Source organism: Streptomyces cyslabdanicus, assembly GCF_052663305.1.
In genome coordinates, this window is sequence record NZ_JBQRUW010000030.1 from 12,352 (window position 1) to 39,271 (window position 26,920).

Annotated in this window: 27 protein-coding genes; 13 read left to right on the forward strand and 14 right to left on the reverse strand. The window is 71.2% G+C overall.

From position 1 onward, the window contains the following. Positions 1-164 precede the first annotated feature (164 nt). Positions 165-1,208, reverse strand: a complete 1,044-nt coding sequence (locus ACTYVM_RS18945; protein WP_445527028.1) for a hypothetical protein — start codon at positions 1,206-1,208, stop codon at positions 165-167. 313 nt (positions 1,209-1,521) lie between these two features. Here ACTYVM_RS18945 and ACTYVM_RS18950 point away from each other — a divergent pair, with 313 nt between their 5' ends. Then, positions 1,522-1,812, forward strand: coding sequence for a hypothetical protein (locus ACTYVM_RS18950; RefSeq protein ID WP_445527029.1), 291 nt, complete (start codon positions 1,522-1,524; stop codon positions 1,810-1,812). 136 nt (positions 1,813-1,948) lie between these two features. Here the strand turns inward: ACTYVM_RS18950 and rfbC are convergent, their stop codons facing one another. The 3 genes from rfbC to ACTYVM_RS18965 form a co-directional block, all read right to left on the reverse strand. Next, a complete protein-coding gene (gene rfbC / locus ACTYVM_RS18955; RefSeq protein ID WP_445527030.1) occupies positions 1,949-2,548 on the reverse strand; it encodes a dTDP-4-dehydrorhamnose 3,5-epimerase in 600 nt (199 codons plus the stop codon). Between the two features lie 25 nt (positions 2,549-2,573). Beyond that, positions 2,574-3,518 (reverse strand): glucose-1-phosphate thymidylyltransferase RfbA, encoded by a 945-nt coding sequence (gene rfbA, locus ACTYVM_RS18960; RefSeq protein ID WP_445527031.1) that lies wholly within the window; start codon positions 3,516-3,518, stop codon positions 2,574-2,576. A gap of 200 nt (positions 3,519-3,718) precedes the next feature. After that, a complete protein-coding gene (locus ACTYVM_RS18965) occupies positions 3,719-5,566 on the reverse strand; it encodes a phosphoenolpyruvate carboxykinase (GTP) (protein WP_445527032.1) in 1,848 nt (615 codons plus the stop codon). A gap of 289 nt (positions 5,567-5,855) precedes the next feature. Here ACTYVM_RS18965 and trhA point away from each other — a divergent pair, with 289 nt between their 5' ends. The 4 genes from trhA (at position 5,856) to ACTYVM_RS18985 (ending at position 8,361) form a co-directional block, all read left to right on the forward strand. Beyond that, positions 5,856-6,569 (forward strand): PAQR family membrane homeostasis protein TrhA, encoded by a 714-nt coding sequence (gene trhA / locus ACTYVM_RS18970; protein ID WP_445527033.1) that lies wholly within the window; start codon positions 5,856-5,858, stop codon positions 6,567-6,569. Between the two features lie 167 nt (positions 6,570-6,736). Beyond that, a complete protein-coding gene (locus ACTYVM_RS18975; protein ID WP_445527034.1) occupies positions 6,737-6,961 on the forward strand; it encodes a hypothetical protein in 225 nt (74 codons plus the stop codon). A gap of 5 nt (positions 6,962-6,966) precedes the next feature. After that, positions 6,967-7,596 carry a TetR/AcrR family transcriptional regulator gene (locus tag ACTYVM_RS18980; RefSeq protein ID WP_445527035.1) on the forward strand — a complete coding sequence of 210 codons (630 nt, stop codon included), beginning with the start codon at positions 6,967-6,969 and terminating at the stop codon, positions 7,594-7,596. Positions 7,597-7,629: 33 nt separating this feature from the next. Continuing rightward, positions 7,630-8,361, forward strand: coding sequence for a Mut7-C RNAse domain-containing protein (locus tag ACTYVM_RS18985; protein ID WP_445527036.1), 732 nt, complete (start codon positions 7,630-7,632; stop codon positions 8,359-8,361). 61 nt (positions 8,362-8,422) lie between these two features. Here the strand turns inward: ACTYVM_RS18985 and ACTYVM_RS18990 are convergent, their stop codons facing one another. Continuing rightward, positions 8,423-10,456 carry a thioredoxin domain-containing protein gene (locus ACTYVM_RS18990; protein ID WP_445527037.1) on the reverse strand — a complete coding sequence of 678 codons (2,034 nt, stop codon included), beginning with the start codon at positions 10,454-10,456 and terminating at the stop codon, positions 8,423-8,425. 193 nt (positions 10,457-10,649) lie between these two features. Here ACTYVM_RS18990 and ACTYVM_RS18995 point away from each other — a divergent pair, with 193 nt between their 5' ends. Further along, complete coding sequence (locus ACTYVM_RS18995) at positions 10,650-13,853, forward strand: tetratricopeptide repeat protein (protein ID WP_445527038.1); 3,204 nt, start codon at positions 10,650-10,652, stop codon at positions 13,851-13,853. A gap of 21 nt (positions 13,854-13,874) precedes the next feature. Here the strand turns inward: ACTYVM_RS18995 and ACTYVM_RS19000 are convergent, their stop codons facing one another. Together ACTYVM_RS19000 and mca are read right to left on the reverse strand one after the other, a co-directional pair. Beyond that, positions 13,875-14,120, reverse strand: a complete 246-nt coding sequence (locus tag ACTYVM_RS19000) for a hypothetical protein (RefSeq protein ID WP_445527039.1) — start codon at positions 14,118-14,120, stop codon at positions 13,875-13,877. Between the two features lie 6 nt (positions 14,121-14,126). Continuing rightward, positions 14,127-15,005: a mycothiol conjugate amidase Mca gene (gene mca / locus ACTYVM_RS19005; protein WP_400028813.1), complete on the reverse strand. Its 879-nt coding sequence runs from the start codon at positions 15,003-15,005 to the stop codon at positions 14,127-14,129. Between the two features lie 203 nt (positions 15,006-15,208). On the opposite strand from mca, the gene ACTYVM_RS19010 reads away from it, so the two are divergent. Beyond that, positions 15,209-15,607 (forward strand): DUF4307 domain-containing protein, encoded by a 399-nt coding sequence (locus tag ACTYVM_RS19010; protein WP_445527040.1) that lies wholly within the window; start codon positions 15,209-15,211, stop codon positions 15,605-15,607. A 176-nt stretch (positions 15,608-15,783) separates the two neighbouring features. Beyond that, positions 15,784-16,281, forward strand: a complete 498-nt coding sequence (gene greA, locus ACTYVM_RS19015; RefSeq protein WP_400028811.1) for a transcription elongation factor GreA — start codon at positions 15,784-15,786, stop codon at positions 16,279-16,281. A gap of 111 nt (positions 16,282-16,392) precedes the next feature. On the opposite strand, the gene ACTYVM_RS19020 is transcribed toward greA, so the two are convergent. The 3 genes from ACTYVM_RS19020 to ilvA form a co-directional block, all read right to left on the reverse strand. After that, positions 16,393-17,250 carry an ABC transporter permease gene (locus tag ACTYVM_RS19020; protein ID WP_445527041.1) on the reverse strand — a complete coding sequence of 286 codons (858 nt, stop codon included), beginning with the start codon at positions 17,248-17,250 and terminating at the stop codon, positions 16,393-16,395. After that, on the reverse strand, positions 17,247-18,266 hold the full coding sequence (locus tag ACTYVM_RS19025) for an ATP-binding cassette domain-containing protein (protein WP_445527042.1): 1,020 nt from the start codon (positions 18,264-18,266) through the stop codon (positions 17,247-17,249). The genes ACTYVM_RS19020 and ACTYVM_RS19025 overlap by 4 nt, the downstream gene beginning before the upstream one ends. A gap of 226 nt (positions 18,267-18,492) precedes the next feature. After that, positions 18,493-19,722: a threonine ammonia-lyase gene (ilvA, locus tag ACTYVM_RS19030; protein WP_400028808.1), complete on the reverse strand. Its 1,230-nt coding sequence runs from the start codon at positions 19,720-19,722 to the stop codon at positions 18,493-18,495. A gap of 161 nt (positions 19,723-19,883) precedes the next feature. Here ilvA and ACTYVM_RS19035 point away from each other — a divergent pair, with 161 nt between their 5' ends. From ACTYVM_RS19035 to ACTYVM_RS19045, 3 genes are all read left to right on the forward strand, one after another. Then, on the forward strand, positions 19,884-20,381 hold the full coding sequence (locus ACTYVM_RS19035) for a MarR family winged helix-turn-helix transcriptional regulator (RefSeq protein ID WP_445527088.1): 498 nt from the start codon (positions 19,884-19,886) through the stop codon (positions 20,379-20,381). A 153-nt stretch (positions 20,382-20,534) separates the two neighbouring features. Further along, a complete protein-coding gene (locus ACTYVM_RS19040; protein WP_445527043.1) occupies positions 20,535-21,038 on the forward strand; it encodes a sigma factor-like helix-turn-helix DNA-binding protein in 504 nt (167 codons plus the stop codon). 73 nt (positions 21,039-21,111) lie between these two features. Next, positions 21,112-21,360, forward strand: coding sequence for a hypothetical protein (locus ACTYVM_RS19045; protein ID WP_400028805.1), 249 nt, complete (start codon positions 21,112-21,114; stop codon positions 21,358-21,360). Positions 21,361-21,397: 37 nt separating this feature from the next. Here the strand turns inward: ACTYVM_RS19045 and ACTYVM_RS19050 are convergent, their stop codons facing one another. Then, on the reverse strand, positions 21,398-22,552 hold the full coding sequence (locus ACTYVM_RS19050; protein WP_400028804.1) for a cystathionine gamma-synthase: 1,155 nt from the start codon (positions 22,550-22,552) through the stop codon (positions 21,398-21,400). A gap of 129 nt (positions 22,553-22,681) precedes the next feature. On the opposite strand from ACTYVM_RS19050, the gene ACTYVM_RS19055 reads away from it, so the two are divergent. Then, positions 22,682-23,800 (forward strand): hypothetical protein, encoded by a 1,119-nt coding sequence (locus ACTYVM_RS19055; protein ID WP_445527044.1) that lies wholly within the window; start codon positions 22,682-22,684, stop codon positions 23,798-23,800. Between the two features lie 183 nt (positions 23,801-23,983). On the opposite strand, the gene msrA is transcribed toward ACTYVM_RS19055, so the two are convergent. Both msrA and ACTYVM_RS19065 read right to left on the reverse strand, forming a co-directional pair. Beyond that, positions 23,984-24,496 carry a peptide-methionine (S)-S-oxide reductase MsrA gene (gene msrA, locus ACTYVM_RS19060; RefSeq protein ID WP_445527045.1) on the reverse strand — a complete coding sequence of 171 codons (513 nt, stop codon included), beginning with the start codon at positions 24,494-24,496 and terminating at the stop codon, positions 23,984-23,986. Between the two features lie 263 nt (positions 24,497-24,759). Further along, positions 24,760-25,407, reverse strand: coding sequence for an NADPH-dependent F420 reductase (locus ACTYVM_RS19065; protein WP_445527046.1), 648 nt, complete (start codon positions 25,405-25,407; stop codon positions 24,760-24,762). Positions 25,408-25,508: 101 nt separating this feature from the next. Here ACTYVM_RS19065 and ACTYVM_RS19070 point away from each other — a divergent pair, with 101 nt between their 5' ends. Further along, the gene (locus ACTYVM_RS19070) at positions 25,509-25,886 is read left to right on the forward strand and encodes a winged helix-turn-helix transcriptional regulator (RefSeq protein WP_445527047.1); all 378 of its coding nucleotides are present in this window, start codon (positions 25,509-25,511) and stop codon (positions 25,884-25,886) included. 269 nt (positions 25,887-26,155) lie between these two features. Here the strand turns inward: ACTYVM_RS19070 and ACTYVM_RS19075 are convergent, their stop codons facing one another. Next, positions 26,156-26,776 (reverse strand): hypothetical protein, encoded by a 621-nt coding sequence (locus ACTYVM_RS19075; RefSeq protein WP_445527048.1) that lies wholly within the window; start codon positions 26,774-26,776, stop codon positions 26,156-26,158. Positions 26,777-26,920: the final 144 nt, after the last annotated feature.

The following is a 26,920-nucleotide window of genomic DNA, read 5'->3' on the forward strand; positions in this document are numbered from 1 at the left end:
GCCGGCGTCCGGAAACCACAGGCCGGCCCGTCGAGGCTGATGGTGTCGAATGCGGCGTGACATGGCGGACGGTGCCCGCGAGGCCGAGGCCTCGGGGCACCGTCACTCCTTCCGTGGTGGGGCGGGCGGCCGGCGACTGCGCCGTACCGCCGCTCACCCACGGGTCACGGGCTGCAGATCGCGAAGGCCGTGACGTCGGTGCCGTCGTCGCTGGTGGCCTGCCACCCCGTGGCGGGGGAGCCGCCGACCGGCGCGCTCTGGCTCGCGGCGGAGGTGCCGGAGACGTCCTCGAAACCACCGCTGACGGCCGACTGGCCGGCGGGGCAGGTGGCCGTCGACTGCGGACCGGCGGCTCCGGTCACGACGGTGGTTTCCACCGCGCCCTGGGCGCCCTGCGGACCGGTGTCCCCGGTGGCACCCTGCGGCCCTGTGTCGCCGATGTCGCCCTGAGCGCCCTGCGGACCCGTGTCACCGGTCGCACCGGTCACACCCGGGTCACCCTGCGGACCGGTGGCACCGGTCAGGCCGGTCGCACCGGTCTCGCCCTGGGGACCCGTCGGACCGGTCGCACCCGTGGTACCCGTGGCACCGGTGTCGCCCTGCGGACCCTGCGGACCCGTGTCACCGGTCGCGCCGATGACACCCGGGTCACCCTGCGGACCGGTGGCACCGGTCAGGCCGGTCGCACCGGTCTCGCCCTGCGGACCCTGCGGACCCGTGTCACCGGTCGCACCGGTCACACCCGGGTCACCCTGTGGGCCGGTGACACCCGGGTCGCCCTGCGGACCGGTGTCACCGGTCAGGCCGGTCAAACCGATGTCACCCTGCGGACCCTGAACACCCGGCACACCCTGCTCACCAGGAACACCCTGCGGACCCGTGTCACCGGTCACACCGATGTCACCCTGCGGGCCCTGAACACCCGGCACACCCTGGTCACCAGGAACACCTTGCGGACCCGTGTCACCGGTCACACCGACGTCGCCCTGCGGACCCTGCGGACCGGTGCCGCCGGTCGCACCGGTCGCACCCGGGTCGCCCTGCGGGCCGGTGGCTCCGGTCAGGCCGGTCGCACCGGTCTCGCCCTGCGGACCCGTCGGGCCGGTCGAGCCCGTGGCACCCGTGGCACCGGTGTCGCCCTGCGGACCGGTGGCACCGGCCACGCCCTGCTCACCGGTCACACCCTGCGGACCCGTGTCACCGGTCAAGCCGATGTCACCCTGTGGACCCTGAACACCCGGCACACCCTGGTCACCCGGCACGCCCTGGTCACCAGGCACACCCTGCGGACCCGTGTCACCGGGGACACCCTGGGGGCCCTGCGGTCCCTGGGGGCCGCCCGACGGACCCTGATGGCCCCGGGGACCGTGGGAACCGCGGTCGCCCTTGTTGCCCTTGTCGCCCTTCGGGCCGCGCTTGCCTTCCTTGCCCTGCGGGCCCTGCGGACCCCGCTCGCCCCGCTGGCCCCGCGGACCGCGGTCGTGGTGGCGTCCTCTGTCCGCCCACGGGTCGTTCGAACCGGTGGTCACCGCCGCGCTGCGATCGCTGGACCTCTCGATCGCGTGGGCGATGGCAGCCGTGCTCGGGGCAACGTTGAGCGCCATGGCCAGCGCGCCCGCCGAAACGAGCGTGGCCGACCTCAGACGTGAACTTCGGATCGTTCTACGGTTCAAGAGAACCTTCCTCAGGAACTGGGAGGGACCAAACCGCAAGCGCAGCGCACTCTCCGCGCTGCGTTCGCATGCGTGTCACGTGCCCTTGGCCACGGACGAGACATTGTTTACTCACGGTGAAGAGAAATACGCGGAGTGAACACAGTGCGTGGTCAGGGAATCACCCGAGCAGCCTCAATACGCGCGGATTTCCCGGCGCGGATTACCGGCTGTTCCCCGGCACCGATTCTCCGCACCGCTTTCGTGCGGGGCTGAATTCCGCCGGGCACACCGCCTCAGGAATTACTCACGAGGCCTCGGCGATAGACGGCGCAGTCCTCGAAGGAAGGCAGCAGACCCTGCTGCTCGGCCTCCTCCAAGGTGGGCGCCGCAGCGTCCTTTTCGGACAGGACCGGCGCCAGGCCGTCGGGCCAGGAAATAGCCAGTCCTGGGTCGAGCGGATTGATGCCGTGTTCGCGTTGGGGCGCATACCCCTGCGAACACAGATATACGACCGTGGAGTCGTCCTCCACCGCCATGAAGGCGTGGCCAAGGCCCTCCGAGAGGTAGAGGCAGCCGTGTGTGGCGTCGTCGAGCCGGACCGCTTCCCATTCCCCGAAAGTCGGAGAGCCGGTACGGATGTCGACCACCACGTCGAGGATCGCGCCACTGACACAGGTGACGTACTTGGCCTGCCCCGGCGGAACCGACGCGAAGTGGATGCCGCGGAGCGTTCCGCGGACGGAGCGCGAGCAGTTGGCCTGAGCGAGCCTGAGTCCCTGGCCGGTGGAATCCTGAAAGCTCTCGTCCTTGAACCACTCGTGGAATCGCCCTCTGCCGTCCGTGAACACCCGGGGCTCGTCCACCCAGGCCCCCTCGATGCGAAGCGGTCTCACGCACAACTCCTTTCCGACGGGGCCGTCACGCGGGCACGCCCGGCCCGGTGCGCAGCAGTTCCTCCCGGCGCACTCCGCCGCCCGGCTGGGGCATGACGGCGGGCCGGGGATCCTCCAGCAGACTCAGCAGATAGTGGCCGTATCCGCTCTTGAGCAGCGGCTGGGCCAGTGCGCGGAGCCGGGCGTCGTCGATCAGGCCGGCCCGCCAGGCCGCCTCCTCGACGCAGCCGATCTTGAAGCCCTGGCGTTCCTCGACCACCCGGACGTACTCCGAGGCCTGGACCATGGAGGCGAACGTCCCGGTGTCCAGCCATGCGGTGCCCCGGTCGAGCCGGACGACGTGCAGGCTCCCGGACCCCAGGTACGCGCGGTTGAGGTCGGTGATCTCCAACTCGCCGCGGGCGCTGGGCCGCAGGCTCCGGGCGATCTCGACGACCTGATGGTCGTAGAAGTACAGTCCGGGCACGGCGTACCGGGACCTGGGGTGGGCCGGCTTCTCCTCGATGGACAGCGCCCGGCCCAGTTCGTCGAACTCCACGACGCCGTAGGCCGAGGGGTTGGCCACCGGGTAGGCGAACACCCTGCCGCCCGTCAGGTCCGCGTTGCGGGCCAGCCGGGTGCCGAGGCCGCTGCCGTGGAAGATGTTGTCGCCCAGGATCAGGCAGACCGGCCGGCCGCCGATGAAGTCGGCCCCCAGCAGGAAGGCCTGGGCGATCCCCTCCGGGCGCTCCTGCACCATGTACTCGAACCGCAGGCCGAGTTGGCTTCCGTCGCCGAGCAATCGGCGGAACTGCCGCTGGTCTTCCGGGGTGGTGATGATCAGAATCTCGCGGATTCCGGCCATCACCAGTGTGGAAAGCGGGTAATAGACCATGGGCTTGTCGAAGACCGGCAGGAGCTGCTTCGACACCGTGCGGGTCAGCGGCCACAGTCGCGAGCCGGTGCCCCCGGCCAACAGGATTCCGCGCATGGCATCACCATAGGCGAATTGCCCATGAATGCGGCTTTTGGACGCGGCTTGCCGCAGGTACATGGAGAGGCCGGGTGCGCACGCCGTTGTGCGCACCCGGCCTCCCGGGATCGTCGCCGCGGCCGGCCGGAGCGACGTTGCAGGTCAGGGCAGGTCGGTCAGCCGGCCGCGGAGCTCAGGGGCCGAAGCCCGATGCCGCTTCAGCCCAGGCGCTCGACGAGCCCGCGGTACTCGTCCCACAGCTCCTTGGGCGTGTGGTCGCCGAAGGTGTTCAGGTGCTCGGGGACCAGGGCGGCCTCCTCGCGCCAGACGTCCTTGTCGACCGTGAGCAGGAACTCCAGGTCGGACTCGGACAGTTCGAGGCCGTCGGTGTCCAGGGCCGCCCTGGTCGGCAGGACGCCGATCGGGGTCTCGACACCCTCGGCCCTGCCGTTCAGGCGCTCCACGATCCACTTCAGCACACGGCTGTTCTCGCCGAAGCCGGGCCAGACGAACTTGCCCTCGTCGTTCTTGCGGAACCAGTTGACGTAGTAGATCTTCGGCAGCTTGGACTGGTCGCCGTCACGCTGCTCGGCGGCCTTGCCGACCTCGATCCAGTGGCCCATGTAGTCGCCCATGTTGTAGCCGCAGAACGGCAGCATGGCGAACGGGTCGCGGCGCAGCTCGCCGACCTTGCCCTCGGCGGCGGCCGTCTTCTCGGAGGCGACGTTGGCACCGAGGAAGACGCCGTGGTTCCAGTCGAAGGACTCCGTCACCAGCGGCACCGCGGAGGCGCGGCGGCCGCCGAAGAGGATCGCCGAGATCGGCACGCCCTTGGGGTCCTCCCACTCCGGCGCGATGATCGGGCACTGCGCGGCGGGCGTGGTGAAGCGGGCGTTGGGATGCGCGGCGGGCGTCTCGGACGCGGGGGTCCAGGAGTTGCCCTTCCAGTCGGTGAGGTGCGCCGGGGTCTCCTGCGTCATGCCCTCCCACCACACGTCGCCGTCGTCGGTGAGGGCGACGTTGGTGAAGACCGAGTTGCCCCACAGCGTCTTCATGGCGTTGGCGTTGGTGTGCTCGCCGGTGCCGGGCGCGACGCCGAAGAAGCCGGCCTCGGGGTTGATCGCGTACAGCCGGCCGTCCTCACCGAACCGCATCCACGCGATGTCGTCACCGATGGTCTCGACGGTCCAGCCGGAGATCGTCGGCTCCAGCATGGCGAGGTTGGTCTTGCCGCAGGCGCTCGGGAAGGCGGCGGCGACGTACTTGGCCTCACCGGTGGGCGGGGTGAGCTTGAGGATCAGCATGTGCTCGGCCAGCCAGCCCTCGTCGCGCGCCATGACGGAGGCGATGCGCAGGGCGTAGCACTTCTTGCCGAGCAGCGCGTTGCCGCCGTAGCCGGAGCCGTAGGACCAGATCTCGCGGGTCTCGGGGAAGTGCGAGATGTACTTGGTGGAGTTGCACGGCCAGGGGACGTCCTCCTGGCCCGGCTCCAGCGGGGCGCCCAGGGTGTGGACGGCCTTGACGAAGAAGCCGTCGTCACCGAGCTCGTCCAGCACCGGCTGTCCCATGCGGGTCATGGTGCGCATGGACACCGCGACGTAGGCGGAGTCGGTGATCTCGACGCCTATCGCGGACAGCGGCGAGCCCAGCGGGCCCATGCAGAACGGGACGACGTACATCGTCCGGCCCTTCATCGAGCCGCGGAAGACACCTCCCTTGCCGTCGGCCCCCTGGAAGATCTCCCGCATCTCGGCGGGCGCCTTCCAGTGGTTGGTCGGGCCGGCGTCCTCCTCCTTCTCGGAACAGATGAACGTCCGGTCCTCCACGCGGGCCACGTCGGAGGGGTCCGACGCCGCGTAGTAGGAGTTGGGGCGCTTGATCGGGTCGAGTTTCCGGAAGGTGCCCTTCCGGACGAGCTCCTCGCACAGTCGCTCGTACTCGGCCTCGGATCCGTCACACCAGACCACGCTGTCCGGCTGCGTCAGTTCGGCGATCTCATGGACCCACGAGACCAGTTCCTTGTGGTGGGTGGGGATGACGGGGGGAGCCGCGATGTCGCGCGCCACGATCGCTCCTAAATGAGGGGTTTCTTGTCTTGTCGCCCCGTGGGGGCTGCGACCCGGACGCTTCGTAGCCGCTCATCCGGTGCCGACCGCACTCATTTGATCATCCGACGAGAGTGCGCATCTGTCCAGGGGGCGTCACAGGTGAGCGGCGTGAGAAACGCCACGATGCCCGGGATTCTTTGCGTCCACGTTGGGTTCGACTGAAGGTCTTTTTGCGTTCGGCCCGATTGCCGGTGCTCACCGTCCGGCACTGACACACGACTTACGGTGCCGTAGGTACGATGCGCGCATGACTGCGTCCGCCTCCGACGCGCCTCTGGACACGCCGGTCGCCGGCCGCGGTCCGGTCGCGCCCGCCCTGCCGCACCCGATCAAGCCGAAGCTGCGCGGCTGGCTGCATCTCGGCATGTTCCCGGCCGTGCTCGTGGCGGGGCTCGCACTCACCGCGCTGGCCGGCTCCACCCGCGGACGGATCGCCTGCGGGATCTACGTCCTCACCGCCTGCCTGCTGTTCGGCGTCAGCGCGCTGTACCACCGGGGCAACTGGGGGCCGCGCATGGGCGGTGTGCTGCGCAGGCTCGACCACGCCAACATCTTCCTGATCATCGCGGGCACGTACACGCCGCTCACCCTGCTGCTCCTGCCCGGCACCAAGGGGCAGTGGCTGCTGTGGGGCATATGGGCCGCGGCCGCCGCCGGCATCGTCTTCCGCGTCTTCTGGGTCGGCGCCCCGCGCTGGCTCTACACCCCCTGCTACATCGCGATGGGCTGGGCGGCTGTCTTCTTCCTGCCGGACTTCCTGCGCACCGGCGGCATCGCGGTCCTGATCCTGGTCGTCGTCGGCGGGCTGCTCTACAGCGCGGGCGGCGTCGTCTACGGCATCAAGCGGCCGAACCCGTCACCGAGCTGGTTCGGCTTCCACGAGGTCTTCCACTCCTTCACACTGGCCGCGTTCGTGGTGCACTACGTGGGGATCTCCCTGGTGGCGTACCAGCACGCCTAGCCCGCCCCCCTGTCCATCCGGTCCGCCTCCATCCGGTCCGCCCGGCCACGGCTCGCACGAGCCGTGGCCTTTTTCATGCCCGAGAGCCCCTAGCGATCGACAGTGCCTACATTTTGATAGCTACTGTCATTTCATTGCTGCTCTCATCAATGCGGAAGACACGCGGCGTGACCCCCGCCGCTGAGAAGTCGGGCTCGGCACACCTGGCGGCCTCCGCGAACGGAGCGTACGTGCACGCCATGAGCCTGGTACTGCTGGTGTGCGGCGTCGCCTCGCTGGTGGCCGCGCTGCCGGCCGCGGTGTTCCTGCCGGGCGCCGGCACCGCCGCCGTACGGGACGAGCCGGAGCGGTCCCGGTCCGTGATCGCCCCCGAACCGGATGCCGGACAATGAACTACATGACGGCCGCACGTACCACGCCCCCCGCCGACCGCCCGCCGATGGGGCTGCGGGAACGAAAGAAGATCAAGACCCGCGAGGCGATCCGCACGGCGACGTACGCGCTGGTCGCGGAACAGGGCTACGACGCCACGACCATCGAGCAGATCGCCGAACGTGCCGAGGTGTCGCCGTCGACCGTCTTCCGGTACTTCCCCACCAAGGAGGACATCGTCCTCACCGACGAGTACGACCCGGTCCTGCTGGAGGAGCTGCGTGCCCGGCCCGCCGACGAACCGTGGACGGACTCCCTGCGCCACGTGATGCGCAAGGCCGTCGGCTGGGGCGTCGACGCCGACCCCGAGGCGTCGCGGCTGCGTACCCGGCTGATGGTCGAGGTGCCCGCGGTGCGCTCGCGGATGATGGAGTCCATGTCGGTCACCGGCCGCATGCTCTGCACCGTCATCGCCGAGCGCACCGGCCGCGACCCGGACGACCTGGAGGTACGGGTCTGGGCCATGTCCCTGATCGGCGGGCTGCTGGAGACCTCCCTGTACTGGGCCGAGAACGGCCACCGGGAGAACCTCGCGGACCTCGTCGACCGTGCCCTCACCGTCCTGGCGGACGGCCTGCCCACGAAAAGCGCCTGAGATGCGGGCCGCCGTCCGTGCCATCCTGTCCGGGTGAACGGTCCCGAGATCCGCATCGAGTTCGCCCCCGGCCTGCACCTGTTCGTCCCGCACACCCGGCGCCGAGGCGCCACCGCGGTCGTCACGGACGGCGTCTCGACGCTCGGCCACGTCGTGGAGTCCCTGGGCGTGCCGCTCACCGAGGCCGGCGCGCTGGTGGTGGACGGCCGCGAGGTGCCGGTGTCGCACGTGCCGCGGGCGAACGAGACGGTCCAGGTACGTGCCGTCGCCCGCCCCCAGCAGGTCCCCGGCGCCCCGCTGCGCTTCCTCCTCGACGTGCACCTCGGCACCCTCGCCCGCCGGCTGCGCCTGCTGGGCGTCGACACGGCCTACGAGTCCACGGACATCGGCGACCCCGCGCTCGCCACCCGCTCGGCCGCCGAGAAGCGGGTCCTGCTCAGCCGCGACCGGGGCCTGCTGCGCCGGCGCGAACTGTGGGCGGGCGCCTACGTCTACAGCACCCGCCCCGACGACCAACTCCAGGACGTCCTCGACCGGTTCCGCCCCGATCTGCGCCCGTGGACCCGCTGCACCGCCTGCAACGGCCTGCTGCGGGACGCCACGAAGGACGAGGTGGCCGACCAGCTCGAACACGGCACGCACCGCACGTACGACGTCTTCGCCCGCTGCCCCGACTGCGGCCGCGCCTACTGGAAGGGCGCCCACCACGACCAGTTGGAGGCCATCGTGGAACGCGCCCTGACCGGATACACCGAACGAAGCTGACGTCCACCCGGCTTCCGGCCGACGTCCGGGGCTCGTCCCGGGGCCGGCGGCGGGGCCCGGCTCAGCCGCCCAGGGCGGTGCGCAGGTGGTCCGGGTCGGTCGTGGGGGCGTCGCAGGTGAAGTCGCGGCAGACGTAGGCGGTCGCCACGCCGTGGGCGAGGGGGCGGTCGGCGAGCAGGGGGAACTCCCCGCTGTCCGGGGTGCCGTACGCGACGACCGCCCCGGGGGCTGTGCCGAGAAGTGCCGTACGGTGCAGGTCCCTTGCCGCCGCGTCGTCGAGGGACGGGCCGACGACCGCGACCTCGCGGGGACCGTCCAGCAGGGCCTCGGCGACGGCGAGACCCCAGCCCATGAAGCGCGGGGCGCGCGGGCCGAGGGCGCTCACCACGCCCAACGCCCGCTCGGCGGCGGTGCGGTGGGCCTCGGAACCCGTGTGGGCCGCATAGCCGAGCAGCGCGCCGGCGGCCGCCGACCAGCCGGAGGGGGTGGCGTTGTCGGTGGGGTCCTGCGGTCGGCGGATCAACCGCTCGGCGTCGACGGCCGTGTCGTACAGGGAGCCCGACTCCGGGTCGGCGAACCGGGTGAGCACATGCCCGAGGAGCAGCCCGGCGAAGTCCAGCCAGACGCCCTCACCGGTGACGGAGGCGAGGGCGAGGAAGCCCTCGGCGACGTCGGCGTAGTCCTCCAGCACCCCGGCGTTGGCTCCGGCCCGGCCGTCCTTGCTGGTGCGGCGGAGCCCGGCGTGCTCGTCCATGTGAAGCCGGACGAGGAGATCGGCGGCGCCGACCGCGGCCTCGACCAGGTCCGGGCGGTCGAAGTAGGCGCCGGTCTCGGCGAGGGCGGCGATCGCCAGCCCGTTCCACGCGGCGACGACCTTGTCGTCCCGGCCGGGCGCCGGACGCTCGGCCCGCCTCGCCAGCAGCCGGCGCCGGACGGACTCGACCCGGTCGGCGTCGAACACGCCCTCCTGCACGGGAAGTTGCAGGACGGACGAGCCGTGCTCGAAGGTGCCCTCCTCGGTCACGCCGAAACAGCGGGCGGCGAGCTCGGCGTCCTCGTCGCCGAGCGCCTCACGCAGCTGGGCGGGGGTCCAGACGTAGTAGGCGCCCTCGACGTGCCGGCCCGTCCTGTCTTCGCTGTCGGCGTCCAGCGCCGAGGCGAACCCGCCTTCGGCGGTACGCAGTTCGCGCACCATGAAGTCGGCGGTCGCCAGGGCGACCCGGCGGGCGAAGTCGGATCCGGTGGCCCTCCACAGGTGGGCGTAGACCCGGCACAGCAGGGCGTTGTCATACAGCATCTTCTCGAAGTGGGGCACCACCCAGTCGCGGTCGACGGAGTACCGGGCGAAGCCGCCGCCGAGCTGGTCGTGGATGCCGCCGCGGGCCATCCGCTCGCAGGTGTCCGCCGCCATCTGGAGGGCGCCCTCGGAGCCGGTGCGGGCGTGGTGCCGCAGCAGGAACTCGATCACCATCGACGGCGGGAACTTCGGGGCCCCGCCGAACCCGCCGCGCCGGGCGTCGTACTCGCGGGTCAGCGCGAGCAGCGCCTGCGCCAGTTCCTCCTCGCCCGGGGGCCGAGCGGTGCCGTGACCGATCTCCCGCTGTGCCAGGTCCCGCACGATCTTCCCGGCGACATCGGCGACTTCGTCCCGCCGGGTCCGCCAAGCCTGCCGCACCCCTTCGAGGACCTGCCCGAAGGAGGGCATGCCGTGCCGGGGCTCGGGCGGGAAGTACGTGCCGAAGTAGAACGGCTCGGCGTCGGGCGTGAGGAACACGGTCATCGGCCACCCGCCCTGCCCGGTGGCCGCCTGCACGGCCTCCATGTACACGGCGTCGACGTCGGGGCGCTCCTCGCGGTCCACCTTGACGGACACGAAGTGCTCGTTCATGTACGCGGCGGTGTCGTCGCCCTCGAACGACTCGTGCGCCATGACGTGACACCAGTGGCAGCTGCTGTACCCGACACTCAGCAGCACGGGGACGTCGCGGCGCCGGGCCTCCGCGAAGGCCTCCGCCGACCACGGCCACCAGTCGACCGGGTTGTCGGCGTGCTGGAGCAGGTACGGGGACGTCTCGTCGGCCAGTCGGTTCGGCATACCCCCATCCTGCCTCACCCGGCCCCACCGGACGCGGAAGGTGATCGCCCCGCGACTGCCCGTGTACCCCAGCCCTTCCCGCCGGGCGGTCGGCGCCCGCTCGGGGCCATCGGTGATCGCCGCCCCCTCGCGCTCCCGGCCGAGCCGAAGGACACTCGTAGGAAAGGGAGTTGCCGCCGGAGGGGGACGGGACATGCGGGATGGCCATCGGGCGGACGCCGAGCGGCTGCTGACTCGGGCCGTGGAGGAGGAGGTTCGCCGCTCGGGCGGCCGGGTGGACGCGGGCGTGCTGCTGTCCCGGGCGCGTGGCGCGCTGGACACCATGGCCGAGACCGCGGTGGAGGAGTACGAGGCCTACACGCGGGCGCTGGACGAGGCGGCGGCCGGGCAGCTCACGTTCGCCCAGCGCTACGCCCGCGAGAGCGGCGGAACCCCACTGCTCGTCGCGGCGGTTGCGGGACTCGCCGCCGTCGTGGCCGACCTGGCGCTGGGCACCGACGGCGGCACCGCCGTCGGCGCGGGCGTCACCGCCGGGGTGGTGGGCGCCGCCGCCACCGTCGTGAAGGTGACCGCCACCCATCTGCCCGCCGCCCACCGCCGGGCCGGGGCGGCCGGCCAGCCGGGCGGGCCCGAGCAGCTGCGACTTCAGTGGCTGACCGCCCTGGAGGTGCGCGGCATCCGTCCGTTCCTCGACCAGCAGCGCGTGCTGAGCGCGTCCACCGCGCCGAAGAAGGCGGCGCCCCGGCTGCGCGGCACGGACAAGAGCGCGGCGGCCCGCAGGCGCAGTGTCCTCGAGCAGTCCTTCGGCCAACTGCCGGAGCCGGTCGGTGTGTTCGCGGGGCGACGCCAGGAGGTGGCCCGGATCCGGCAGTGGGTGCAGGCGGCCCGCGCGTCCACCCAGACCCGGCCGACCGTCGTGGTCCTGCACGGAGCGCCGGGCTCCGGCCGCAGCACGCTGGCGGTGCGCGCGGCCCACGACCTGAAGGACCAGTTCCGGGGCGCGGTCGTGGTCGACCTGCGCGGCGACAGCCAGGACGAGCCGCCGCTGCCCACCCGCGACGCCCTGCTGCACCTGCTGAACCGGCTCGGCGCGCCCCGCGAGCAGCTGCTGTTCCGCGAACGCTCCTCCCCCGAGCAGCAGCTCAAGCGGCTCGGCGAGCTGTACCACCAGCATCTGACGGGCCTGCCGGTATCGATCGTGCTGGACGACGCCTCGGACGCCGAGCAGGTCCGCGCCCTGGTGCCCGAGCGGTCCGACAGTCTGGTCCTGGTCACCGCCCGCGAGCCGCTGCGGCTGCCCGCCGACCTGCCGGCCTGGGTGCACCAGCTGCCCGTCCAGGCCCTGGACGCGGTGGGCGCGGAGGAACTGCTGACCGCCGCCGCGCAGGACACCTCGGGACCCTACGACGCGGAATCCACCGACCGGATCGCGCAGTTGTGCGGCGGACTGCCGCTGGCGCTGCACATCGCGGGCTCCGGTCTCGGCCCGCGCTCACCCCGCCAACTGGCCACGGACCTGGGCGCGTACGGTCCGGTGGAACCGGTGGAGCGGGCGCTGTGGCTGCGCTACACCGACCAGTCGGAGCAGGCCCGCCGGCTGCTGAGACGGCTCGCACTGGCCGGACGCGCCTCGATGGGCGGCGCGGCGGCGGCCGCTCTGCTGGCCACGGACGAGGCGGAGGCGAACCGGCATCTGGCGGCCCTCGCCCGGGCGGGTCTGGTCGACCATGTGCGGGGCAACCGCTACCGGCTGCACGACCTGGTGCGCGCCTTCGCGCACGCGCGTCTGCTGGACGAGGAGGAGCCCGCCGAGCGGACGGCCGCGCAGGAACGGCTGATCGAGAACTACGCCGAGCTGGCCGACTCGGTGCTGCGCCTGGTCGACGGGAACATGTCGACGCGCTCGGACCGCTTCAGCCCGCACGGCTTCACCTCCCTGGACGAGGCGCTGCGCTGGCTGGACGACGAGTCGAGCTTCATCACGGCGGCCCTCAGACACGCGGAGGGCGTGAACCAGGGGGCCGTGCTGAACCTGCTCGGCGCCCTGTGCGACTACTGCCTGCTGCGCGGGGACCTGTACCGCCTGGGGGAGATCAGCGAGCTGACCCAGGCCGTCGACCATGGACTCCTGGTCCGGTCGGTGCAGTGGCGCACCGGTATCGCGGCCCGCCAGCTCGGCGAGCTGGACAAGGCGCGGACCACGCTGGCCTCGGTCGTCGACCTCTACCGGGAGGCCCACCACGACGCGGGCGCCGCCCGCGCGCTCAACTCGCTCGGCATCACGCTGCACCACCAGGGCAACCTGACGGAGGCGGCGGCCCGGCTGCGGGAGGCCCTCGACCTTCAGGCGGCGCCCGAGCTGGCGACCGACCGCGCCTGGACGATGCACGCGCTGGCGGCGGTGGAGCGGGACCGGGCGCACCTGGCCGAGGCGCTGGAGCTGCTGAACCGGTCGCTGGTGCTGCACCGGGAGGGCGGTTCGGTGCACGGCGAGGCCTGGGCCCACTTCCAGCTGGGCCAGCTCGCGCTGCGCAGGGGCGATGTGGAGCGCGCCGAGGCGGATCTGCGCCAGGCGCTGGAACGCTACCGCCGCACCCGGGACGCTCGCGGCGAGGCCTGGGCCCTCACCCAGCTGGCCCGGGCCCGGCTGCTGGCCGGCGAGACGGCCGAGGCGGTGGAGGAGCTGCGGCGGGCGGCGAGGCGGCACCGGGACAACGAGGACGCGCGCGGCGAGGCGTGGACGCTGTACTACCTCGGTCAGGCGCTGGAGGAGACCGGCAGGCTCGACCAGGCGGTGCGTGAGCTGGAGCGGGCCCGCACCATGTTCTCCCGGATGCGGGACGTGTACGGACTGGCGTGTGCCCGGCATCACTCGGCCCGGGTCACCCGGGACCAGCGGGCGGCGCAGACCGGCTCGCTGCGCAACTCAGGTTTCGCCCGCCAGCTCCTGGTCGACGCCCGCGCCGACTTCCAGCGCATCGGTGTCGCGCACGGCGAGGCGTGGACGTGTCTGGAGCTGGCCGTGGTGGACGCCGGCAACGCGCGCACCCAGCAGGCGCTGGCCCTGTGCGACGAGGCGCTCGCCCTGTTCGCCGCCTACGGGGACCGCCGCGGAGAGGACTGGGCGCGGTTCCTGCGCTGCACCCTGCTGCCGTACGCGGCCCCCGGCGGCACGGAGGTCGGCACGGCGGTGGCGCAGGAGGAGCTGGACCAGCTCGCCCGCGGCGGCCATCCGCTGCGGGACGGGAAGCTGAACGACTACGTCGAGGCCTATCGGCTTCTGCTGGAGCGCGGCGTGAGCCTGGAAGCGGGCTGGCAGGCCTGGCGCCTGGGCATGGTGCCGAGCCGGCACGCGCGGGAGGTGATGGGGGTGGCGGTGCCGGACGGCGGGAGCTGACGGCGGCAGCGCCGCCGGGTGTCAGCCCCGCTCGGCCTTGGCCTCGCCCGAGGCGGCGCCGGACTGCGCCGCGCGGTCCGGGGCCTCCTTGAAGTCGACCCTGCCCATGTGGCGGTTCATGGACTTCATCAGGCCCCACACCGCGACGGCCATCACCGCGAAGACGACGAAGCCGAGGACGCCGGGGGTGACCTTGTTCTTGTCGAACTCGGCGAGAGGGACCAGGTGCGTCATTGCCAGGCTCACGCTTGCACTCATGTCAGGCATTGTCCCTCACGGCTGCCGGACGCCCGCAAAGAGGTCGTCCTCCGGGAGCGAGGTGTCGACGAGCGACTTCGCGAGCTCGTACTCCTCCGTCGGCCAGACCTCCTTCTGGATCTCCATCGGCACCCGGAACCAGCCGCCGTCGGGGTCGATCTGCGTGGCGTGGGCGATCAGCGCCTTGTCGCGGATCTCGAAGAAGTCGGCGCAGGGGATGTGCGTGGTGAGCGTGCGCTCCTTGTGGCCCGAGTTCTCCCAGCGCTTGAGCCACTCGCCGTAGGGGGACTCCAGGCCCCGGTCGAGCAGGGCCTGGTGCAGCGCCTCGGTGCGCGGGCGGTTGAAGCCCTGGTTGTAGTACAGCTTCAGCGGCTGGTGGGCCGGTCCGTACTCCTCCTCCGGGTACTTCTCGGCGTCCGCGGCGCCCTCGAAGGCCACCATCGAGATCTTGTGGGTCATGATGTGGTCGGGGTGCGGGTAGCCGCCGTTCTCGTCGTAGGTGGTGATCACCTGGGGGCGGAAGGAGCGGATCCTGCGGACCAGCTCGCCGGCCGCCTTGTCGAGGTCCTCCAGGGCGAAGCAGCCCTCGGGCAGCGGGGGCAGCGGGTCGCCCTCGGGCAGGCCCGAGTCGACGAAGCCGAGCCAGTCCTGGCTCACGCCGAGGATCTCGCGGGCCTCGTCCATCTCCTTCCGGCGCACCTCGTGGATGTTCTCCTCGATGTACGCGTCGCCCTGGAGCTTGGGGTTGAGGATGGAGCCGCGCTCTCCGCCCGTGCAGGTCACCACCAGCACGTCCACCCCCTCGGAAACGTACTTGGCCATGGTGGCCGCGCCCTTGCTCGACTCGTCGTCGGGGTGCGCGTGCACGGCCATCAGTCGCAGCTGGTCAGTCAAGGCTCAGTCCTCAGGTCAAGTCGGTGCCCGGCTCGGCGGGCAGTCAACGATGCCGTCCCGCGACAAAGATCGGCCCCGGGGTGGCGGTCGGTCGGGCAGGCGGGGGCTTCTATAGTGACCGAATCGGGGGGCGAATAATTCCGGGGCCCGGCTCCGGGAGCCCCCCGCGGGACGCCCGTCCCGCACCGGCCGAGAGGACGATCATGAGCACGGCGAGCACCCGGTTGCCCGAGGGCCGCTACGGCCGCTCCCCGGACGAGCGCGCCGACCGCAAGCTCAAGATCCTGGGCGCCGCCCTGGGGGCGGCCCTGCTCGTCCTGGTCGGATACTTCGCCTACCACTACGTCGGCCAGAACAAGATCAGCGCGCAGGTCGTCACCTTCGAGGCGTCCAAGGACGCGGTGCGGATCCATCTGGAGGTCCACAAGGACGCCGACGCCCGCGGCTACTGCACGCTGCGCTCGCAGGCGGCCGACGGCTCCGAGGTCGGGCGGGCGGACTTCCGCTTCGACGAGCACGCCTCGCAGATCGACAAGGTGCTCACCCTGCGGACGACGGCCCGGGGCACGACGGCCGAGCTGCTGGGCTGCAGCGCGGGGTGACGCGTCGGCGCCGACCGGAATACGCGGTCACTGACCTGGGTTGACGTAGGTCTCACGGCTTATGTCCTCCCCCTTTGAGCCCTGAATTGTTAGGCTCGTGGTTTCGCCCACCCATGAGGGAACATTCTTCTGGGTAGGGCGATGCTTTGTATTCCCAGCACCGACGAGGAGCACCTGTGACCCAGACCAGCGAGAACGTCACCTGGCTGACCCAGGAGGCGTACAACAAGCTCAAGGAGGAGCTTGCGCACCTTACTGGTCCTGCGCGCACGGAGATCGCCGCCAAGATCGCGGCCGCGCGCGAGGAGGGGGACCTGCGCGAGAACGGCGGGTACCACGCGGCCAAGGAGGAGCAGGGCAAGCAGGAGCTTCGCGTGCGCCAGCTGACCCAGCTCCTGGAGACCGCCCAGGTCGGCGAGCCGCCGGCCGCTGACGGTGCGGTCGCGCCGGGCATGGTCGTCACGATCGCCTTCGACGGCGACGAGGACGACACCCTGACCTTCCTGCTGGCCTCGCGGGAGTACGCGAGCGCCGAGATCGAGACCTACTCGCCGCAGTCCCCGCTGGGCTCCGGCGTGATCGGCCACAAGGTCGGCGAGGACGCGGAGTACGAGCTGCCGAACGGCAAGGTCGCCTCGGTGAAGATCCTCAAGGCGGAGCCGTACAGCGGCTGAGTCCCCGTACCGCTTCCGGCGAGGCCCCCGGCGCTCCGCGTGAGCCCCGGGGGCTTCGTCATGTCCGGGCGGCGGCCGCCGGTGGGCCGGCTCCGCCGCCGCAGCCCGCGGTCACGCCGTGGCCGAGCGGTACTTGCGCACCGCCAGCGTGCGGAAGACCAGGATGATCAGTGCCGAGTAGATCAGCGAGGCCCAGACCGGGTGCTGCATCGGCCACGCGGTGGACGTGGACTGGCCGGGGTTGGCGAAGAGCACGCGGGAGGCCTGGACGGTGGCGCTGAACGGGTTCCACTCCGCGACATGGCGCAGCCACGGCGTCATCTTGCCGGAGTCGACGAACGCGTTGGAGACGAACGTCACCGGGAAGAGCCAGATCAGACCGCCGGAGGTGGCCGCCTCGGGCGTGCGCACCGACAGGCCGATCAGGGCGCCGATCCAGGTGAACGCGTAGCCGAGCAGGAGCAGCAGGCCGAAGGCGGCCAGCACCCGGCCGGCGTTCGTGTGGCCGAAGGACCCGACGCGCCAGCCGACGAGCAGGGCGACGGCGGCGAGGACGAACAGGGTCAGCGCCGTCTGCACCAGGTCGGCGAAGGTGCGCCCGGTGAGCACCGCACCGCGCGCCATGGGCAGTGAGCGGAACCGGTCGATGAGGCCCTTGTGCATGTCGTCGGCGATGCCGGCGCCGGAGCTGGCGGTGGCGAAGGTGACGGTCTGCGCGAAGATGCCCGCCATCAGGAAGTTCTTGTAGACGCTGGGGTCGGTGGTGCCCTGGATCTGCAGGGAGCCGCCGAACACGTAGGTGAACAGCACCACGAACATGATCGGCTGGATGAGCCCGAAGATGACCATCTCGGGGATCCGGGTCATGCGGATCAGGTTGCGCTTGGCGACGACCATCGAGTCGCGGACGGACTGGGTCAGGACGTTGCCGGGCGGCGCGATCCGCGCGCTGTCGGTGACGGCACTCACTTGACGGTCTCCTTCTTGTGCCGGCGGTCCTTGGTGTCGGCGCCCCGGGCGGCGCTCGTGCCGTTCTCCTCCCCGGCCTCGGCCACATGGCCGGTCAGGGACAGGAACACGTCGTCGAGGGTCGGGCGGCGCAGACCGATGTCGTCGATCTCGATGCCGCGGGTGTCCAGCTCCCGGATGATCTCGGCGAGGAGCTTCGCCCCGCCGGAGACGGGCGTGGTGATCCTGCGGGTGTGCTCCTCGACCGTGGTCTCGCCCTTGCCGAAGCCGCGCAGCACCTCGGCGGCGGTGGGGATGTGCTCGCGCTGGTGGACCACGACCTCGACGCGCTCGCCGCCGGTGCGGGCCTTGAGCTGGTCGGAGGTGCCGCGCGCGATGACCCGGCCGTGGTCGACGACCGCGATCTCGTGCGCCAGGTGATCGGCCTCCTCCAGGTACTGCGTGGTGAGCAGCAGGGTGGTGCCGCCGGAGACCAGCTGCTTGATGACCTCCCACAGCTGCTGGCGGTTGCGCGGGTCGAGGCCGGTCGTCGGCTCGTCCATGAACATCACCGGCGGGGAGACGACGAGCGCCGCCGCCAGGTCGAGCCGGCGGCGCATGCCTCCGGAGTAGGTCTTCGCGGGCCGGTCCGCGGCGTCGGCGAGGTTGAACTGCTCCAGCAGCTCCCCCGCCCTGGCCTTCGCCGCCGCGGCCCGCATCTGGTACAGCCGGCCGACCATCTCGAGGTTCTCGCGGCCGGTCAGATACTCGTCGACCGCGGCGAACTGACCGGACAGGCCGATCGAGCGCCGCACCTCGTTGGGGTGCTTGAGCACGTCGAGACCCGCGACGACGGCCTTGCCGCTGTCGGGCCGCAGCAGCGTGGTCAGACAGCGGACGGTGGTGGTCTTGCCCGCGCCGTTGGGCCCGAGCAGTCCCAGCACCGTGCCCTCGGGGACGTCGAGGTCGACGCCGTCCAGAGCCCTTACGTCGCCGAAGGTCTTCACGAGACCTTCGGCATGGATGGCGCCTGGCATGTGAGTCTCCACCTCGTCGGGGATGGTCGGAAAAGCCTGGAGAGGCAGGTGCTGTCCCGCTGGGGAATGTCGCCCGCGCCGCATCCGAGCAGGGCACGCCCGCGGAACACGACACACCATAACGCGATGTATCGCGTCTGCTCAACGGATTACTCGAACGAGTGACGAAAGGCTGATGACCTCCGTGTCCCCCGCCCGCCGCCCGACCACCCGGCGGAGGGCGGGATCAGTCGATGACCGTGTAGCCGGCCTCGCGCAGGGCCTGGCCGACCTCGGCGCAGTGCACCGGCCCCTTCGTCTCCAGGTGCAGCTCCACCTCCGCCTCGGCGAGCCCGAGCCGGGGGTCGGTCCGGACATGGCTGACGTCGAGGACGTTGGCGTCGACCGCCGACAGCACCCCCAGCAGCGTGGCGAGCGCGCCCGGCCGGTCGGTCAGCCGCAGCCGGACCGCCAGATAGCGGCCCTGCGCGGCCATGCCGTGCCGCAGCACCCGCTGCATCAGCACCGGATCGACGTTCCCGCCGGACAGCACCGCCACCACCGGACCGGCCAGGGGGCCGGGACAGCCCAGCAGCGCGGCGACCGGGCTCGCCCCGGCCGGCTCGACCACCAGCTTGGCCCGCTCCAGGCACAGCAGCAGCGCGGCGGACAACTCGTCCTCGGTGACCGTGCGCACCTCGTCCAGCAGCTCGCGGAGGATCCCGAACGGCACATCGCCCGGCCGCCCGACTCTGATGCCGTCGGCCATCGTCGCCGGGGCGCCGACCGTCACCGGGCGGCCCGCCGCCAGCGAGGGCGGGTACGCCGCCGAGCCCGCCGCCTGCACCCCGACGATCCGCACGTCCGGCCGCAGCGACTTCACCGCCACCGCGATGCCGGCCGCGAGCCCGCCGCCGCCGATACCGACGACGATCGTGCCCACCTGCGGGCACTGCTCCAGGATCTCCAGGCCCACCGTGCCCTGGCCCGCGATGACGTCGGGGTGGTCGAACGGGTGGATGAACACCGCGCCCGTCCGGGCCGCGTACTCCTGGGCGGCGGCCAGCGTCTCGTCGACCACCTGGCCGTGCAGGCGCACCTCGGCGCCGTAGTCCTGGGTGGCGCTGATCTTCGGCAGCGGGGCACCCTTCGGCATGAACACCGTGGACCGCACCCCGAGCAGCGACGACGCCAGCGCGACACCCTGCGCGTGGTTGCCGGCGCTCGCGGCCACCACCCCGGCGGCACGCTCCTCCGGCAGCAGCCCCGCGATCCGGACGTAGGCGCCACGCAGCTTGAACGAACCCGTCCGCTGGAGGTTCTCGCACTTCAGGTGCACCGGCGCACCCACCAGGTCGGACAGGTACCTGCTGCTCTCCATCGCGGTCACCCGCGCCACCCCGGACAGCATCTTCTGCGCGCCGCGCACGTCGTCCAGGGTGACGGGCCAGGAGGAGCCGGCCGTGCTGTAGCTCATGCCTCAAGTCTCGCAGTTCACGGGCCGCGGACGCCGTTGTGACCATCCTCCGAGACCGGATGGCGCAGTGCCGGTACGACTTGCCCCCCGGCCGCGTAACCTGTCCCCCAACCCAGCCGCTCTCCAGAAGTGAGCCCCCGGCCATGCCCACAACACGCGACATGTCGACGGACATGACGATCGCCGGTGACCCCGGTCTCCTCGACACCCTCCAGCACGAGGTGGCGGTCTTCGCCCGCCGGGCCGAGCAGACCCGCCTCGGCGGTGTCGGGCAGGTGCGCAACTCCATGGACCGCGCCGCGTACCTGCTGCTCAACCGCCTCGACACAGAGGGCCCGATGGGCGTCAAGGCGCTCGCCGCGAGCATGGGCATCGACTCCTCCACCGTCACCCGTCAGGTGGCACCGCTCGTCGACACCGGCCTCGTCAAGCGCACCTCGCACCCCGAGGACGGACGGGCCGTGGTGCTCCAGCTCTCCCCGCGCGGGCTCTCCCGGCTGGAGGAGGTCCGCTCGTCCCGGCGGGAACTGATGGCCGAGCTGACCCGCGACTGGGAGCCGGCGGAGCGCGAGGCCTTCTGCTCACTTCTGACCCGCTTCAACCACGCACTCGCCGCCCGCCAGGGCATACCGCAGACGGACACGCCCCCCGCTTCGTGAGGCCGCGCCCGGCGCGCGGGCAGAGGAGTGCGAGTACGCCTCTTGACCGACGGGCCGCCCCTGCCCTCATATGAGACCGGGCTCGTCGTACACGGTTCAAGCGACCGTACGAAACGGGACCCGCGGTCACGATCGCCCTTGGGGGGAGGCGCGGTGCGAGAACGGCAGGCGGCTCAAGGCGCTCGCCGGGCCCGGGAGTTCGAGGCGTTCGTCGCGGGCGCGGCCGGGCGGCTGCTGCATACCGCCACACTGCTCACCGCCGAGGCCCCCGGCGCCAACCCGCGCGCGCGGCACCTGCTGACCCGTGCCCTGGCGCACACGTACGCGTGCTGGGACCGGCTGCGCGGCGAGGACCCGTACAACCACACCCGCCGGCAACTGGCCGCCCGCTTCGCCCGTGAGGCGTGGCACCAGCGCGGTGGATCCGGCCGCACCCGCCGGAGGCCACCCGGCGCCCTGGCCGTGCTCACCGCCCAGGAACGCCTGATCATCGTCCTCAGGCTGTACGAGGGGGTGGCCGAGGAACAGGCGGCGGCCCTGATGGGCCTGCCCACGGACCGCGTCCGCGTCATCTGCGACCGCGCGATCACCACACTCACCCGCACGCCCGTGAACCCGGCCCCGGCGGTCGGCGACACCGAGGCGGCACCGTCATGAGCCGAGTGAGTGGTGTGAGCGAACTGAGCGGCCCAAGTGGCCTGTGCGGGCGACCGGAGGAGTGGAGGAGGCCGTGAACGGGGCCGAGCGGGAGGCGGCCGCACGGCGGATCCTCGATCAGCGTCCGCCGCAGGTGCCCACGGAACTGTACGAGGAGGCCGTGCGCCGCGGGGGACGGATGCTGCGCCGCCGCACGGCCGCCCGCCGGCTGATGTGGCTGGTGCTGGCCGCGGCGGTCGTCGCCTTCACGGTGTGGGCGCTGACGGCCCGCCCCTGGGTGGAGCCGCCGTCGCAGACGACTCCACCCGTGTCCGGCTGGTGACTCCTCTGACACCAGCAGGACCACAGGACCGGCAGGATCAGCCGAGGGCCTGCCTCAGGTCCTCGAGCAGGTCGTCGGCGTTCTCGATGCCCACGGACAGGCGCACCAGGTCGCCGGGGACCTCCAGGGCGGAGCCCACCACGGACGCGTGCGTCATGCGCCCGGGGTGCTCGATCAGCGACTCGACCCCGCCCAGGGACTCGCCCAGGGTGAACACCTTGGCACGGTTGCAGACCTCGACGGCCGCCTCCTCGCCGCCCTCGACCCGGAAGGAGATCATGCCGCCGAACGCCTTCATCTGCTTGGCGGCCACCTCGTGACCGGGGTGCTCCGGCAGTCCCGGGTAGAGGACCTGCGTCACGCGCGCGTGCCGGGAGAGCATGTCGGCGACCTTCGTCGCGTTCTCGCTGTGCCGGTCCATGCGCACCGCGAGCGTCTTGGTGCCGCGCAGCACCAGCCAGGAGTCGAAGGGGCCGGCGACGGCTCCCATCGCGTTCTGGTGGAACGCCAGCTCCTCGCCCAGCCCGGCGTCGCCGGTGATCAGCGCGCCGCCGACGACGTCCGAGTGACCGCCCATGTACTTGGTCAGCGAGTGCACGACCACGTCCGCGCCGAGCGCGAGCGGCTGCTGGAGGTAGGGCGTGGCGAAGGTGTTGTCGACGACGAGCTTCGCGCCCGCGTCCCGGGCGACCTGGGCGACGGCGGCGATGTCGGTGATACCGAGCAGCGGGTTGGAGGGGGTCTCCACCCACACGGCCTTGGTCTTCGGGGTGATGGCGGCCCGTACCGCGGCCGGGTCTGCGGTGTCCGCTACCGACCACTCCACGCCCCACCGGGCGACGACCTTGGCGAACAGCCGGAAGGTGCCGCCGTAGGCGTCGTTGGGGATGACGACGTGGTCGCCGGGGCTGAGCAGCGTACGCAACAGGCAGTCCTCGGCCGCCAGTCCGGACGCGAACGCGAGTCCGCGGCGGCCGCCCTCCAGGGCGGCGAGGTTCTCCTCCAGGGCGGTCCTGGTCGGGTTGGCGCTGCGGCTGTACTCGTAGCCGTCGCGCAGACCGCCCACGCCGTCCTGCTTGTAGGTCGAGACCTGGTAGATCGGCGGGACGACCGCCCCGGTCCGGGGGTCGGCGGTGTTGCCCGCGTGAATCGCGAGCGTCTCGAAGTGCTCACTGATGTGCCTGTCGCTCATGAGCCCGAGGGTAGTGCTCTTGTGGGGGTGGTGCGGGACGGCGGTTCCGGACGGCGCGGGAGGAGGGGTTTTCCACAGGGGCGCCGCACAGGTTGGCCAAGTGTCGGCGCCGTCTGGTTCGCTTGTCGCATGGAGATTCTCTGGGTCCTGATGGCGATGGCCATGCTGGGTTTCGTGCTGGTCCCGTTCCTCAGGCGCAGGCGTGGCGGCATCGAGCAGGTACCGCCGGGACACCCGGACGCCGCGGACCCGGCGCACTACGGCTTCGTCCAGCAGGAGGAGCTCGACGTCCGCATGCCCGGTCCTGACCAGGACCTGCTGGACGTCCTGGAGCTGGTGCAGCGCACCCAGGACTACCGCGCCGCCTCCCAGCTCCTCGCGGGCACGGAGAAGGAGAGCGAGCTGCGCTGGCAGCGTGTGCAGGCCTTCGCCGGCGCGGCCTCGCTGGAGCTCCGGCAGCGGCCTGGCGGGGTCAGCGAGACGCCCGGCGGGCAGTGGCTGCGGGTCTGGCGTGTCGAGGCGCCCAAGGACCCGGGCGGCGCGGCGGTGCACGCCGAGTTCCTGGTGCAGCAGGCGTGGCGTACGGCGACGCCGGGCACGGACGAGTTCCGGATCATCATGGAGGAGGCCCGGGAGGCGTGCGGGCAGGCGGCGCTGCTGGCCCCGGGCGACCCGGTCCCGTACATCGTCGAGCTGTCCGTGGCGCGCGGCCTGGCGTACTCGCGGCCGGAGTTCGAGCAGCTGTGGCTGAAGATCCTCGACCGCGCGCCGAGCCACACGGGGGCGCATCTCGCGGCCCTGCAGTACTGGTGCGAGAAGTGGCACGGCTCGCGTGAGCTGGCTTACTCCTTCGCGGAGGCCGCCGCGGCCCGTGCCCCCCGGGGCTCGCTGCTGGCGGCCCTGCCGCTGTTCGCGGTCTTCGAGCACCTCCCCGAGGTCAACCTGGTCAGGGGCTTCTACCAGAGCGAGGTCGTGACCAGGGCGGTCCACGGCGCGCTCTTCGCGGTGCACGCGGCCCGCCCCGACGACCCGATGCTCGCCCACGTCCGCCATCTGCTGCTCTTCTTCCTGGTCCGCTCCGAGCGCTGGGCGGAGGCGATGAGCCAGCTGATACACGTCGACGGCCATGTGGGGGCCGTGCCGTGGACCCTGTCCGAGGACCCGGCGGCGGAGTTCGCCGTCTACCGGGCCCTGGCCGTGGCGGGCTACGAGGCCAACGGCGGCAGCCCGGCGACGCTGCACCACTGAGCGGCGGCGGAAGCCGGGGAGCCCGCCGGAATGACGGCGGCGCCCGGAACGTTGTCCTTGATGCCGTCGCCCGCGTGCGCGGGAGCGGCGGAAACGACGGGCCCGTTGTGACGGACGGGCCCGCCCCAGGCTCTGCGGAGCCTCGGCCGGTCGTCCTCCGCCTTCCGCCGAGCCGCCGCGTGGTCAGCCCTTCGCGCGGGCGGGCAGCCGCCATCCCGGGCGCGGGAAGTGGCAGGTGTAGCCGTCCGGGTAACGCTGCAGGTAGTCCTGGTGCTCGGGCTCGGCCTCCCAGAAGGGGCCGACCGGCTCCACCTCGGTGACGACCTTGCCGGGCCAGAGTCCGGAGGCGTCCACATCCGCGATCGTGTCCTCGGCGATCCGCTTCTGCTCGTCGTCCACGTAGTAGATCGCCGAGCGGTAGCTGAGGCCGATGTCGTTGCCCTGGCGGTTCGTCGTGCTCGGGTCGTGGATCTGGAAGAAGAACTCCAGGATCGCGCGGAAGTTGGTCTTCGCGGGATCGAAAAGGATCTCGATGGCCTCCGCGTGCGTACCGTGGTTGCGATACGTCGCGTTCGGCACGTCACCCCCCGTGTATCCGACCCGGGTCGCCGTCACGCCCGGGAGCCGGCGGATCAGCTCCTCCATTCCCCAGAAGCATCCGCCGGCCAGCACTGCCCTCTGCGTCTGCGCAGCCATCACGACCCCTCCAATATCTGTATCTGTATCTGTATCTGTCAGCTCGGCCGCTCGGGCTACTCGGCTCGCACACCACCGGCATCCCATGCCCACTGCGCTCAACGCGCGAGGCTTCGACGCGATTCCTTGCCGGTCCAACCCGGCCGTTGCCCCGCAGCTTGGAAGCGGGACAGGATGACGTGGGTCATCAAGCCGTTTTCACAGACCCTGTCCGTGGTGGATCACCGGGTGTGAGGGAGATACGGCTACCTCTGTGAGCTGGCTCATCTGCTGTTCGAGGGGATGTGAGGGAGGGCGGATCCAGGGTCGAAGCCTGCGAAGGCCAAACCGATGACAAAACCCGCCACCTCCTCCAACTGGCGCGCGCGATCCAGCGTCCCCAAGGTCGCCGGGACTCCGCCGACGTCACGGACCAGTTCGCCGACGACGTGCAGTGCCGTCGCATCATCGCCGCACATCGCCACCGTCACACGGGACGCACCACCACCGGGCGCGGTCGTCCACTGGCCGGCGGGAAAGAGGTGGAACGCCTTCACGACCCGGGCTCCCGGAGCCAGCCCGGTGATCCGCTCGGCCATCGACTCGCCGCGCTCGGTGAGCAGGGCGCCGACGCCATGGGTGACGGCGTTCGTGGGATCGATCAACGGCATCCCTTCAAACACGCCGTCGGGCGCACCCACCAATTCCAGCATGTCCTCGACGCCGTCCCAGGACACGGCGAGCAGCACCGCATCGCACCCGGTGGCCGCCACACGTGGCGTGACCGCGAGCACCCCGTGACCCAGCCGCTCGGCGAGTTTCTCCGCCTTGACCTGCGACCGTCCACCGATCGCCACCTCATGTCGCGCACGCACCCAGCCCTCACCCAGAGCCGCCGCCAGGGTCCCTGTTCCCAGGATTCCGATACGCATCTGTCTGTTCCTCTCCAAACAGTGGCTGGTCGGGTGGCTACGGTAGGGAAGGCGTTACGCACCATTCGGTGCGTGGCCGACGGGCGATGATGGGCTGTGAGATGACTGATCACGACGCCCACTGCTATGAGTTGGTCGCCGATTGCCGTTTGCGTGCGGCCACCGATCTCTTCACCCATACCTGGGATCCCGTTGTGCTGGCGGCGCTTCGCATGGGACCGCGCCGACGCCGGGACCTGCGGGCCGCGATCGGCGGCATCAGCGACAAGGTTCTGAGCGACTCCTTGCACCGTCTACTCGCAGGCGCACTGGTCGAGCGGCACGCACATGCCGAGGCGCCGCCGCGTATCGACTACGCCCTGACCAGCTTGGGGCAGAGCCTGGTCGAGGGTCCGATGATGGCGCTCGGACGCTGGGCGATCGAGCACGGTGACGAACTTCTCGAGGCCCAGGAGACAGAGCCGGGAAAGGGGCTGTGAACGAGGCTTGACGTGGATCATCAAGCCGCGTTTGCAGACTCCGGCGCGTGCCACCGAGAGCGGTGGCCCGATGTGTTCTTCGACCTGTGAGCGCTGATCGCCGATCTTGACCGGTTCGACGCCGGGGCCCGGCATGATCTCCATGCCGGCCATCCTGCCGCGGAGGACGAGCCGGCCGATCAGGGGCGAGACCGCCACTATCTACCTGGCCGGACTCCACGTTGCGGTGATTTTCATGTGGTCAGCGCACTCCTCATAAAGGGAGCGGTCTAGGAGCCGGGACCGTCGAGCGACTCAGTGAAGTCCCTGGTCAAGGCCGTGGGGTTGCTGGAGGGCGCCAACGTGGTGTGGCGGGCGGCTTCCTCGCCGGCGTCTGCAGTGACGCCCAGATCACGACGCATCGCCTCTCTCGTGACGCCTATGAGAGACCAGAGCGCATGCTGCGCTTCGGCGGCTGACTGCAGGGTTTCCCCCGGCCGGGGGTCGCCTTGTTCCAGACGCTTGATCTGTCCATAGACCCCGGTCAGCGCTTCGTTCAGTTCGTGAGCCGGAACAATCACAGCGTCGGGGGCGATCATCAGAGCCTCGGACCACCGGTCACGGTAGGCGTCCTTGGCTCCTTCCAACGCCGATACGTCCTCCTGCCCGGGTGTGTGATCCCGCATGGCGTACAAGTGTCGGCTGAGCGCCGTGGCGAACTGCCTGGCATCCCGATGCAGTTGTGTGTAGCAGTTCCGGCGGAGCTCACGATTCTCGCGAGCTTCCTGGATGGCTTGCCCCATCTCCAACTCGCGCTTCTTGGCCCGGTCGGCACCCCGCTGGGTGAGCAACGCACCGCCGAGAGTTCCCGCTACACCAGTGATCGCAATCAGTACCGCCCCCACGTCCATTCGGTCACCCTAGACCGCGTCATGTGCCAGCCGGACGGCACCGAGAAGGCGGCGCCGGAGGGGCAATCACTCGGGTCCACACAGAGAGCGATGGTGGCACATCTTCCACTCCTACTACTCCGAGCTTCGCGCCTTCGGTTTCTC

Excerpts from the sequence above, each read along its gene's own strand:
- ACTYVM_RS19000 (WP_445527039.1), bottom strand. The coding sequence starts at position 14,120 with ATGCCTGACATGAGTGCAAGCGTGAGCCTGGCAATGACGCACCTGGTC.
- trhA (WP_445527033.1), top strand. The coding sequence starts at position 5,856 with ATGACTGCGTCCGCCTCCGACGCGCCTCTGGACACGCCGGTCGCCGGC.
- ACTYVM_RS19010 (WP_445527040.1), top strand. The coding sequence starts at position 15,209 with ATGAGCACGGCGAGCACCCGGTTGCCCGAGGGCCGCTACGGCCGCTCC.
- ACTYVM_RS19050 (WP_400028804.1), bottom strand. The coding sequence starts at position 22,552 with ATGAGCGACAGGCACATCAGTGAGCACTTCGAGACGCTCGCGATTCAC.
- ACTYVM_RS19055 (WP_445527044.1), top strand. The coding sequence starts at position 22,682 with ATGGAGATTCTCTGGGTCCTGATGGCGATGGCCATGCTGGGTTTCGTG.
- ACTYVM_RS19075 (WP_445527048.1), bottom strand. The coding sequence starts at position 26,776 with ATGGACGTGGGGGCGGTACTGATTGCGATCACTGGTGTAGCGGGAACT.
- ACTYVM_RS19035 (WP_445527088.1), top strand. The coding sequence starts at position 19,884 with ATGTCGACGGACATGACGATCGCCGGTGACCCCGGTCTCCTCGACACC.
- ACTYVM_RS18990 (WP_445527037.1), bottom strand. The coding sequence starts at position 10,456 with ATGCCGAACCGACTGGCCGACGAGACGTCCCCGTACCTGCTCCAGCAC.
- ACTYVM_RS18980 (WP_445527035.1), top strand. The coding sequence starts at position 6,967 with ATGACGGCCGCACGTACCACGCCCCCCGCCGACCGCCCGCCGATGGGG.
- msrA (WP_445527045.1), bottom strand. The coding sequence starts at position 24,496 with ATGGCTGCGCAGACGCAGAGGGCAGTGCTGGCCGGCGGATGCTTCTGG.
- ACTYVM_RS18995 (WP_445527038.1), top strand. The coding sequence starts at position 10,650 with ATGCGGGATGGCCATCGGGCGGACGCCGAGCGGCTGCTGACTCGGGCC.
- ACTYVM_RS19070 (WP_445527047.1), top strand. The coding sequence starts at position 25,509 with ATGACTGATCACGACGCCCACTGCTATGAGTTGGTCGCCGATTGCCGT.
- rfbA (WP_445527031.1), bottom strand. The coding sequence starts at position 3,518 with ATGCGCGGAATCCTGTTGGCCGGGGGCACCGGCTCGCGACTGTGGCCG.
- ACTYVM_RS19025 (WP_445527042.1), bottom strand. The coding sequence starts at position 18,266 with ATGCCAGGCGCCATCCATGCCGAAGGTCTCGTGAAGACCTTCGGCGAC.
- ACTYVM_RS19065 (WP_445527046.1), bottom strand. The coding sequence starts at position 25,407 with ATGCGTATCGGAATCCTGGGAACAGGGACCCTGGCGGCGGCTCTGGGT.
- ilvA (WP_400028808.1), bottom strand. The coding sequence starts at position 19,722 with ATGAGCTACAGCACGGCCGGCTCCTCCTGGCCCGTCACCCTGGACGAC.